The organism is Vibrio sp. 05-20-BW147 (assembly GCF_013369385.1).
GTDB lineage: Bacteria > Pseudomonadota > Gammaproteobacteria > Enterobacterales > Vibrionaceae > Vibrio > Vibrio floridensis.
The window spans coordinates 92,389-103,703 of record NZ_SZTO01000004.1; the positions used below are offsets into that span (position 1 = coordinate 92,389).

Consider the following 11,315-nt stretch of genomic DNA (forward strand, 5'->3'; position numbering starts at 1 on the left):
CAATAAGGAGTGAAAATGCGCTTATTTGCCAAGAGTTTGGTTGCCTCAGCAATTGCGGGTCTATTGACTGCGTGTGGTGGTGGTGACGGTGGTGGTTCGACGGCCAGCCCAACCGCACCCTCAACCCCGACAAAAGTAACACTAACGGGCTTTGTGACAGAATCTCAACCCGTACAAACTACGGTTGATCAAACCGTAAAAACAGAAGTGAGATTGCTGGTCGGTGAAAAGATCATCGCGCGCTCGGCACCACAAATACACGCCGGAGAGCATCAACCTCGCTATCTATTGGCCGTGGAACCGAACACACTCAGCGAAAATCTCCCGATGGCCATTGAGGCGGTCAGCATCATCTCCCCACGTGAACAAAAGGCCGATGCGCGCGCTGCAGAGCAAGAACAAACGGCAGATCAAACGGTTTTAGAAACTCGTGAAGTGTTGCTTTATCGCAATGCCATTGGCACTAAGTCATCACTGCTTTCAGCAGATAAAAACAACGACAAATTCATTACCCATGACGAATGGTTGCCACTAACCTTCTCGCAAACCAACTCGTTGTTTGTCGCCCTCGATCCCAGCGGTGAACAAAGTTCACTTGAACTGATGAATGAACATGGACGTGAGAAAATCATGGCCCTCGCCGCGTTGTTACACACCATTTTCGACCCATTTGATAACGAAAAACAGGTTGCACTTTCTTCGCTGGACATGGAGAAAGCGTTGCTGATTGATGCCCTACTAAAACACGAAATGATTGCTTCACCCTTGGTTGATGGCACGCGTTGGCTCGATTTGGTGAGTTCTGCCTATGAGCAGATGGCGCAAGAGCAAGAGATCGTTTTGGCTGATGGGTGGCAGAAGCGTATCGAAGATAAATGGATCGAGATGCATGCGGTCAAGCAAAGCAATGTACTGCGCGAAGTACTCGATAACTCCTACCCAACCCGCACCTTGGTGCTTCGTGGTGAAACGGTTTCGGGAATGAAAAACCCACAGATTTCGCTACAAATTGGTTCTTATCCTAACGATCCTTTAGCAAACAGCCACTACGATAACCCGCTTAAACCGAAACGACCGTTGCTCGTGCCTATCACGCCGCTTGGGGAAGAAAAACCCTCTACCGCCATTGAAGGGGCAAACCACCAGTTTGAGTTTAGCCTCACGCTAAGTGACATCGCTCATGGCTTTGATACCTGTCAGCCGACAGGCAATGAAGTGTACGTTTATTACGATCAGAATGAAGACCTCACCAAGCCAAGCACTCATCCAACCGACAATATGCAAGATTTGCTGACGGTGATTGCGTTTGATCCAGACACGGGCGTTGAAATGCGTTCCTATTTGGGCGCGTTTTGTGAACTGGCGAGAGAAGATATCGATAAGAACCAAGATGGTATCGTCACTGCCGACGAGTTCCCACGTTTAAAAATCTCATTTGAAAATAACGCCCATGCGCTATTGGCCGAACGCAGCGGCTTAATGCATCACGGTGGTGGCCAATACGCAAAACCAGTGAAACAGACGGCTATCGATACGCTATTTGCCAAGCACACACCAGATATGCTGCAACTCATGAGCTCTATTGTGGCGATGCAAATGTCATCGGCGCGCAACGACAAGCTGCCAGCCATCGACAATGCGTCAGATTTTTTCCGTACCGCAGCTCAACTGCTTGATTTGGACTACAACGCCCAATATCGCATGTACAGTAAAAGCAACATTCTGCCCGAACCGTTTCAAGTCATCCAACTGCTGAAAAACATCGCAGATGTTGCTCACCATATGGAAGACACCGATACCACCATCAACACTTTGTTGAAATGGAGCGCTCAGGCATTTAGCCACTTGAGTCAGTTCCCGGCAGATACCAAGATGGCATCCGATCTCAACAAAGCGATTGATTCTAACACCAGCTGGCTACCCGCTGAACCCATCAACGGTTTAGAGTCTATTTGCAGCACAGAGTTTGCTCAGGACCAAATCCGTGGTATCGCCGTTCGTGGACGCGGTGACGACTGGTTAACCCTGGAATGGGAACCACAAGGCAACAGCGATTACACGCTTTACTGGGATAGCAAACCATTTGCTAACTTGAATGACGCAGCCAATCAAACCGCATCTGCAGAGCACATCGTGACGTTAACAGGGCTCACTAAGTTCACTCGTTACTACTTCCAGATTGCACACAAAGGCGCACCGAGCGCACAGTTTGACGTTCGTATCGGTGATGCTGGCCTGACCAACCCACATCTCTTTGATTCGGATTTTAGTTGTGACCCAATGAGTGGTTATGCGCGCAACTCCAATGCCGATGGCTATCAATCACTTTCATTCCTCAAAGTGGATGCCCAAGGCGAACGCTTGACTCGACAAGATCTTCCGTATGTTGCAACCCCTCACAGCTGCGCCGTTGAAACCAAAACTGGCCGAACGTGGGCCGTGCCAAATAGCGAGATGGTGGAAGGTGATCGCATTCGTCACTGGTACAGCATCGATAACCGATATCTGCATGGTGATAACTTGCCGGTGACTGACGACCAGTACAACGGCTTTTGTGTCGCCATCAACGGTGAGGTTTATAGCCAAGACAAAGCGCGCCACTGTACGGTGAATCAGCTTGTTCAACGTGCCAACGAAAGCAAACTTTGCGGCATTACCAATTGGAGGCTGCCAACCTACGAAGAAACGCTCAATGTGATGACTTTGAAAGGTAAGCCTCAGTTGAACTTTGATGACGATTTCTTCCCGAATATTGACGGCAACATGCTGTGGATGAAGCAAGAAAACCCTGATGTTAAAGCCCTAGCAAATCTACTTTTCCCAACCAGTTGGAACGTAAGAACGCAATTGGAAGGCAAAGAGGTGCCTCACCAGGTGATGTTGGTGAGTGATGGTTTAACAGTGAATCAGGAATAAGGAAGCACATATGAAAACGACTTTTCTCATCTCATTAGCAGCAGCGATCTCCGCTCCACTCTACGCGCAATGCCTTCCTGAAGAGGGGCGTTTTGAAAAAACCACGATTGATTACCACGGCACAAACTATTGGGTGATCAACGACAACAGAACCAACCTTCAATGGATGATGTGTCCAATGGGACAACAAGGCGAACAGTGCGCAGGTGATGCCATTTTAGAAAAACGAGTGAATCTTGCCGCACTCGTTGAAACCTTCAATCAAGCGGAGAGTGACGCTGCACTCACATGGCGCATGCCTCATACCCAAGAGTTGATTACCATTACCGATCAGAGCTGCCGTTATGGTACTTATCCTGAGTTCTTTAAGCTGTCACAAACGACCGAAGCACTGGAGCAGTTATATCAAGCCATCGCTCCGTATAAAGAGAAGCTCGATATTCTCTACCAACAACACCAAGACAACCTGGTTGCACTGGAGAAAAAGCGTCAATCCAGCCCTGAGGTAGACGAAAAAGTCATTGAGTGGTTGGAAAACAGTCGCAAGCTGTTTGGTGGTGAATGGTCACGCGAGACGTCAGATTACGTTTATAAAGAACTGGTTCCGTGGCTCGAAGAAAACGCCCCAGAGTGGGTTGCCGTCACAGCAAGCCGCAATAAGTTTTCTAATGCGTTTCATTGGGGCGATGCGGAGCTGGGACTCGAGAAGCTTAGCGCGCATTACCGTACCCACTATGCTGTGTTGGCTCAAAATTATTCAACTCAAGCGGGGTACAGCGTCTCGTTCAAAAACGTACCGGATTTAGGTACAGCAAGTGACAATCACTTAAACATTTCATACATGTACACACAATATACATTAGGAAACCTATCGGACTGGACACAGTATTACGTACGTTTGGTTAGAGCGATACCGCAGGACAATCGCTAATCAAAAAGCAGGGGCATTCGTGCCCCTGCTTTCTAATGTTTGCAACACGGATTAAATAATCAGTTAAAAATCGAATTGCAGATAAATCGTGTTGTAGTTGCTGCCGCCTTTGATGCGCCCAAATTGAGAGGCTTTTTCAAAGATCGCAGAACGATGATGCAAGGAATAGCCAAACCAAACGTTCTTCCAATCGTTCTTACCCACCAAATCACCCACATTCACATCAAACGAAAAGTCGAGGTAATTGAGTAGATGACTTGGAGTATAACCCTTGCGTTCCATTTCACTCTGTTCGATATAGGTGATGTTGTCGATATAAGACATCCCTTCTGCCACACCAAAGCGCCATTGTGTCGGCCAGTTAAAGGTGTAATACGCTTTGATAGACACCACGGTTTCCGTGCTTGCACTTTGCACTTCTGAACTCCAGTGGTGCGCAATGCCCGAATGTAAGTAGAGATCTAACGGCAGTCCAAACAACTCATCCGTTAACGGATGGCCATAGAACAGTGACGTTAACTGGTTGTTGTAAGGATCTTTTTCGCGTTCAAAGTTAAAGATTTCACCAATGTTCGACGGTGTTCCCCAACCGTGTGCCACACGCAGATACGGCTTGTTTTTCAGATTAGACTTTCGTTCTTTGGTTTTATCATTAAAGAAACCAAAGCCAACGTAAAACTCGCCTTCATAGCGGTCTTCAATCGCATAGCTATCATAGGCGTTATTATCTAAACGTGTGATGCTGGTCTTGCCGAGCAAATAGAGATTTGAGGCTACATGGTAACGACCTTTCAAAGCAATATTGGTATCGACACCCGCTCCGATGTACTGCTTGGTGATATCAGCAAAGGCGTAATACGTGCTGTTAAAATCAGCGTCTTTATAGCGCAACGTAACCGAAGGTTCTAGTTCCCAATCACCGAGGTCATACTTGGCGGCCAAGCGATAGTTGGAGTGAAAACGAAAGCCATCGTCAAACATGAGCTCAGCTTCAAAACGCCATTGATCATTGACTTGATATGCTAATTGCCCACCAAAATCGGCAGTATCACCTTCAACCGCGTTTTGCACTATTTTCGGGATATCTATAAATCGCATGCGTGTTAAAGCGTTGAACTGTAGTGGGTATTCATCCGATTCCCACAGATAAGCACCACCTTCAATACCACGAATAAACACGTATTGGTTGTCAAAAAACATCATAGGAACAAAGGTGCTAACCGTTTGATCACCATCTAGGGTATCGAACGGAATCGAAGCGGTACGATACATTGCCGCAATGCCCCAATTTTGCTCTTGTGCCAAAGTGGGGAGGGAAAGCGCGCTTAATGCGGCGACTGAGCCTAATGCCAACCAGTTAGATTTCATATTTGCTTAAATTCCAGTTAATTACGCTGATTAAATCATCAAACAGAAGAAAAGCTCTTATGTTCATTTTCAATTAGCCGTTACAATTAGTAGATATTGTCATTTATTTGAATTTAATGTGAAAGCCTCAGAACTAAAAACTTTTCTAGATAGCCTACCAAATGGCTGCGATCCTGATGTTGTGATGGGAGAAGAATGGCTACCAGAAAGGTTAGTGAATACGCGACTTGACGACAATTTGCTGTTTCTTGAATTCGATAATGCCCCAGAAGAAAACCAAGGCGATGAAGAAGGGCGTGGATTTGTCGAACATGAAATTGCCATGATAAGACAGCGCTTTGAACACATTCTTGATGAAGCCAGCGACACTAGAACCAAAGCCGATGCTATGTTGGCTTTATTTCTGATGGGCCATGAACTTTCGAGCTCTGAAGTGATCGAGATTCTCGAAGAAAACGACGACCGTGATGGATATTAATCTGCGTCACACCTTGTAAAATGACGCAAATGACTTCATGTTGTAGTTAACCTCGTTTGCTGGTGAACACTATGTTTAATGTATTAACTTCATTATTTAAGGAGCTTATTGAGGGTTCTGACCTCAGTAAGCATAAAGCGACCAACCCAAATTTGGCCATTGCGAGCCTACTTTGTGAAGTCGCCGGTGCCGATTACCAAATCGATGAGCGTGAGCAAGCCGTTAAAAGACAGTTACTCAAACGCCTACTCAAGCTAGACGATGCCCAAGTAGAAACCTTGCTAACGCAAGCACAAACCGGTGTCACTGAATCGGCCTCTTTGTATGACTTCACCTCGCAGCTTAGAGAGTTATCTCAAGAAGTCCGCTTTGATTTGATTAAAGGCATGTGGGAAATCGCCCACGCAGATGGTGAGATTGACCCATTGGAAGACGCCGTCATTCGCAAAACAGCAGAACTGCTCTATATCGACCACAGCGAATTCATTCGTGCCAAACTACAAGTGATTGATAAGTAATACTTCAGTCGTACTTTGATGCATAGAAACGAAACCAAAAAACGCGCCAAGGCGCGTTTTTTATTGCGAACTCTAGGTTATTGTCCGTCCACGAGTTAGAACATGGTTAATGCCAATTTAGCAAGGTTATAAGCATCGACATAACCAGAGTGCTGGCGCCCTTCCCACTCAATACCTTTAGCTTCTTGCGCAGCACGATGACCAATACGTTTTTCCTTCAAGCGATGTTGAATTCGGTACAAAGTCGCAATATTAATGAACTCATTAAATGGCGCATCTATGCCTTTTTCTTGGCATTCTTGCATAAGGATTCGGTCATCACGCCCCCAAGAAGCATAGATTTTATTGCTGCCACCGAAATTTTTGATCATCGATTTAATCACTTCGGCTAACGGCCTGCCCTGCTTTTCGATCTTACGTGGCGTAATACCAGTCAACTCAGCGCAAAATAGCGACACTTCATCGTGCTCGGGTTTAACGTAGTATTGAGCGCGCTTGACGATTTCACCTTTGAGCAAATCAATCTCTGCTAAACCGATTTCAATGATTTCACCTGTGCGCCCAACACCATTTTCGTTCCAGCAACACATTTCTAAATCAAAGCAAACAATTCGGTTATGGTTCATAAATCGCCTTTTCGTTTCCCAGCCAATAAAGCGCGGAAGTGTACCTCAATCAAAACAGAAACTCGACTCAAGCCATACCGTTTGTCTATTTACCCTGCAATTGTGGCGCAGTTTCGTCCTTTATCTTTGCTTCGATAAAGCTGAATATCCATCTTTTGGATCAGCTCTTCCACCTCTTCATTTCTATGGATAGCAGCTCCAATACTGAGCGTGCAATGGATCTGGGTTTCCTGAAAATAGCAGGCCGTTGCTTCTATTCCGGATCGAATAGATTCTAGGTAACACGACAGCTCGTTTGGTTGTGTCACCGAAGAGAGAATACCAAACTCGTCACCACCAAAACGGTAAAAGCGGTCACCCGGTTGCAATAACGCACTGATGATGCGCGCGACTTCAATCAATACTTCGTCCCCACCGAGATGGCCATAGCGGTCATTAATTTGTTTAAAATGGTCGACATCAAAGCCAATCAAGCTGAATGGCACTTGTTTTTCAATCATCTGAGTTAAGTCGTGGCGAAACGCTCTACGGTTCAACAGTTGAGTTAACGAGTCGTGATCGACCATAAACTGCAGTTCTTTGGTTTTCTCATTGAGCATATAGTTGAGACGTTGTTTCTCACGAGTTTGCAAATTCACCACGTGTGCCACCAAAAATGCCATGATCAAACCGATCACCACTATCCCCATCAACACCGCGCGATCCCACTTGGATAGGGTTCTTTCTAGTTTGAACTCAACTTGCCAGTCACGGTTTGGCAATGACACCACTTTACTCACCACAGCGCTGTCAATGTTTAACCAGTTAGGGCTTTGATACAGGATTGGGTCATCTTCAGCATCGAAGCCTAAGTCCGTCACTCTCACGACAAGACTTTGCTCAGTCGCGGTTTTTGTCACCAGTTCCTCAAAATAGACCGTACTGCGAATCACACCAACCACGACACCAAGCAAACTTTCACGACGCTGATCGAACACTGGGTGATAGACTAACAATCCCGTTTTTTCTAATGTGCGGTCGTAGCCGTCTTGTAATAAACGGACTTTATCGGAAATGTTTGGCTGCCCAGTGCTAAAAATATCGTCCAGAATCAGTTCAAAACGTAAGCGAGCAGAATAAAAGCCCAGCAGTTCAATGTTTCTCTCATTTCGTGGAAAAATATCACTAGCAATGTAGATAGGTCGACCATCAGAAAAAACATAACCTTCCGTTTTTGGTCCATCTTTAGGTACGGTAAAGACCGAGAAATTTGGAAAGGTTTCTCTAACTTGAGCAATATGCTGTTCAAGCTGTTCGGGATACACCTTTTGCATCCACTGCAAACCAATCAAACTCTTGGAGGATGCCACCGTATGGCGAGCAAAAATTTCAAATCGGTCCCAATCTTCTGGAGCAACGGAATAAAAGAAATTGGCACCCGAGCCTATATAATCCAAATCGTTTTGAACAAACTCGCGTAAAGATTCTGCTTGCCGCTGTGCGAGGTTGTTAAACATAGTCGTGGTATAACGTTGCTGGATTTTGGCAGAAATAAGCAGAAAAATGGCGGTGACGACTAACGTCGCGACAAACGCTTTCAGCGAGGCAGAATGCCTACGCAACCATTGAGTAGAGAAAACAGAAACAGGTTGGCCCACAAACAAATCCATTTAATTCCATATCACCGAATCGAACACCAATTAACACGATAACCGTATAAACATCAAGACTATTAATCGTACGCCAGTCGGTTATGTTGTTTTTTTCAGCAATCGAACCCTGAATTTTGCCTCAATTACGCATTTATTGCAGCCTAGCAACTTGAATATGCTAATATTCATCACCATTTTTACGTCTAATACTAGGTGCAAATCGCAATTTTATTAAACAAGATTGCGTGTAGCGAGCCAATCTACGCACCTTTAAATCAATCGAATAGAGAAAAATTAGCATGAACATTGATTTAAACCTTATTCCTCAAACGTTCGATATGCTTCACGCAGGTCTAGCGGCATCGAGCGTTTTATTACTACTCGTGGCGGTTTCTCGTAAATCCAAAGTGATCGAGAAAGTGGTTGAGAAGCCTGTAGAAAAAATCGTTGAAGTCGAAAAACCGGTCGAAAAAATTGTCGAAGTCGAGAAAGTTGTTGAAGTTGAGAAAGTGATTGAAAAAGTGGTGGAAGTACAATCTAAGCTTGCCACCGCATCCACCGATTCTGCGATGCAACTGCTTTCTATCATGCAACAAGAAGCTCGCTTGATTGACTTCCTACAAGAAGATCTCACCTCATTCTCTGATGAAGAAGTGGGCGCAGCAGCGCGTGTTATTCATAGCGGTGGCCAAAAAGTCCTTAAAGAGTACGTAACGCTTGAAGCGATCCGTAACGAAGACGAAGAGAGCCGCATTGTGGTCGAAGAAGGCTTTAACCCTCAAGCAATTCGTTTAGTCGGAAACGTAACAGGTAACGCGCCATTTAACGGCACCTTAATCCACAAAGGTTGGAAAGCTTCTGCAATGACGCTACCTAAACTGGCGGAAAACTACGACGCTTCGATCATCGCACCCGCTGAGGTTGAGCTGTAATGGAAACGATGATGACACCCGCAACCGAGCAAGTGGCAAAATTCAGCGTTGGTATCGACTTAGGTACCACGCACTGTGTTATGTCATTCATGGATACCCAGGATGAGCAAGCTCGCGTACAAGTGATGGCCATTCCACAATTGACGGCGCCTGGCACCGTTGAGTCTCGCAACCAGCTTGGTTCGTTTCTTTACCAGCCGCATGAGCATGAGATGAACCCTGCGTCACGCGTGTTACCATGGACGACAGAACCGACAGCCCTTGTCGGTGCGATCGCACGTAATCTGGGTGGCAAAACGCCTTTGCGTTTGGTGGCCAGTGCGAAATCTTGGCTTTGCCATGGTGGCGTGAATCGCCGCGATGCGTTTCTACCAGCTGGCAGCCCAGAAGAGATTGAAAAAGTCTCACCACTGCACGCAACCGAGCTTTATTTAGAGCATCTTAAGCAAGCGTGGGATCACGCACAGCCAAACCATCCGCTATCAGAGCAAGATGTGACCATCACAGTGCCGGCATCGTTTGATCCAGCAGCGCGCGATCTGACGGCAGAAGCAGCGCGCAATGTCGGTTTTGTGCATCTTACCTTGTTGGAAGAACCTCAAGCGGCACTTTACAACTGGATCGACAACAGCAATGACAAATGGCGCGATGAAGTCACTGTGGGTGATATCGTGCTGGTGGTGGACATCGGCGGTGGTACCACTGACCTTTCTCTGGTGGAAGTGACCGAAGAAGAAGGCAATCTGACCCTCAAACGTATCGCTGTCGGTGAACACATTCTGCTGGGCGGTGACAACATGGATCTTGCCCTCGCCTACAGCTTAAAAATGAAGCTGGCTCAGGAAGGCAAAGAGCTGCAACCTTGGCAAGTACAAGCCATGACGCACGCTTGCCGCGACGCGAAAGAAGCGTTGCTCAATGATGCAGAGCTGCAATCGGTACCGATTGTCGTGCCAAGTCGCGGTTCTAAATTGCTCGGCGCTACGCTGAAAACCGAACTGACGCAGCAAGAAGTACAGCAAATGCTCGTCGATGGCTTCTTCCCTAAAGTCGCCATCACAGAACACCCAGTTCAACGTAACCGCGGTGCACTGACCCAGATGGGCCTGCCTTATGCACAAGATGCAGGCATCACTCGCCACATTGCGGCTTTCTTGTCAAAGCAAGCGAATGCCAACAGTGAAGCGGCACCTGCACAAGATTACAATCCGTTTGTTGGCGGAATGCCGGGTATGCCTGGCGCTCAACAAGCTTCTGTCGATTTCATCAAACCGACTGCGATTTTGTTCAATGGTGGTGTGCTGAAATCATCTCTATTAGCAGAACGCTTAGAAGAGACCATCAACGAATGGTTGCTTGACGCTGATGCAGAGATGGCAAAACGACTCACCGGCGTCGATTTGGATCTCGCGGTGGCGAGCGGCGCGGCTTACTATGGCGCAGTGCGTCGTGGCCAAGGTGTGCGTATTCGCGGTGGTATTGCTTCAAGCTATTACGTCGGTATCGAGAGCGCAATGCCTGCCATTCCAGGTATGGCACCGCCAATGGAAGCACTGTGTGTGGCGCCGTTTGGCATGGAAGAAGGCACCAGCGTCGATGTACCAAGTCAGCAGTTTGGTTTGATCATCGGCCAGCCAGTGAATTTCCAATTCTTTGGCTCAACGGTTCGTCGTGACGATCTTGCAGGAACACATTTGGACCATTGGGGCCCAGATGAACTTGAAGAATTACCAGAGATTCAAGTGACGTTACCGGTTTCAGAGGGTCGCCGTGAAGGCGAAGTGGTGCCGGTGACATTGGCCTCACGCGTGACTGAACTTGGCACGCTGTATTTAGAAGCGATTGCGGCGGATAACGGTCAAAAATGGCACGTGGAATTTGACGTGCGTGACGATGCCTCTCTGGCAGAATAATC

Annotated in this window: 9 protein-coding genes; 6 read left to right on the forward strand and 3 right to left on the reverse strand. The window is 46.8% G+C overall.

Annotated features, from left to right (window positions below; all coding sequences use genetic code 11):
- Positions 1 to 15 precede the first annotated feature (15 nt).
- Both FC652_RS04830 and FC652_RS04835 read left to right on the forward strand, forming a co-directional pair.
- A complete protein-coding gene (locus FC652_RS04830) occupies positions 16 to 2,916 on the forward strand; it encodes a DUF1566 domain-containing protein (protein ID WP_176297680.1) in 2,901 nt (966 codons plus the stop codon).
- A 10-nt stretch (positions 2,917 to 2,926) separates the two neighbouring features.
- Positions 2,927 to 3,847 (forward strand): DUF1566 domain-containing protein, encoded by a 921-nt coding sequence (locus FC652_RS04835; protein ID WP_176297681.1) that lies wholly within the window; start codon positions 2,927 to 2,929, stop codon positions 3,845 to 3,847.
- A 63-nt stretch (positions 3,848 to 3,910) separates the two neighbouring features.
- Here FC652_RS04835 and FC652_RS04840 read toward each other — a convergent pair whose 3' ends face one another.
- On the reverse strand, positions 3,911 to 5,215 hold the full coding sequence (locus FC652_RS04840; protein WP_176297682.1) for a MipA/OmpV family protein: 1,305 nt from the start codon (positions 5,213 to 5,215) through the stop codon (positions 3,911 to 3,913).
- Between the two features lie 118 nt (positions 5,216 to 5,333).
- Here FC652_RS04840 and FC652_RS04845 point away from each other — a divergent pair, with 118 nt between their 5' ends.
- On the forward strand, positions 5,334 to 5,693 hold the full coding sequence (locus FC652_RS04845; protein WP_176297683.1) for a hypothetical protein: 360 nt from the start codon (positions 5,334 to 5,336) through the stop codon (positions 5,691 to 5,693).
- A 71-nt stretch (positions 5,694 to 5,764) separates the two neighbouring features.
- Positions 5,765 to 6,211, forward strand: a complete 447-nt coding sequence (locus tag FC652_RS04850) for a TerB family tellurite resistance protein (RefSeq protein WP_176297684.1) — start codon at positions 5,765 to 5,767, stop codon at positions 6,209 to 6,211.
- A 95-nt stretch (positions 6,212 to 6,306) separates the two neighbouring features.
- Here FC652_RS04850 and FC652_RS04855 read toward each other — a convergent pair whose 3' ends face one another.
- On the reverse strand, positions 6,307 to 6,837 hold the full coding sequence (locus tag FC652_RS04855; protein ID WP_130341522.1) for a 3'-5' exonuclease: 531 nt from the start codon (positions 6,835 to 6,837) through the stop codon (positions 6,307 to 6,309).
- Between the two features lie 89 nt (positions 6,838 to 6,926).
- On the reverse strand, positions 6,927 to 8,486 hold the full coding sequence (locus tag FC652_RS04860; protein WP_176297685.1) for a sensor domain-containing diguanylate cyclase: 1,560 nt from the start codon (positions 8,484 to 8,486) through the stop codon (positions 6,927 to 6,929).
- Positions 8,487 to 8,767: 281 nt separating this feature from the next.
- On the opposite strand from FC652_RS04860, the gene FC652_RS04865 reads away from it, so the two are divergent.
- On the forward strand, positions 8,768 to 9,400 hold the full coding sequence (locus FC652_RS04865) for a DUF2760 domain-containing protein (RefSeq protein WP_045596488.1): 633 nt from the start codon (positions 8,768 to 8,770) through the stop codon (positions 9,398 to 9,400).
- The gene (locus FC652_RS04870; protein ID WP_176297686.1) at positions 9,400 to 11,313 is read left to right on the forward strand and encodes an Hsp70 family protein; all 1,914 of its coding nucleotides are present in this window, start codon (positions 9,400 to 9,402) and stop codon (positions 11,311 to 11,313) included. Before FC652_RS04865 ends, FC652_RS04870 begins: the two co-directional genes overlap by 1 nt.
- Positions 11,314 to 11,315 lie beyond the last annotated feature (2 nt).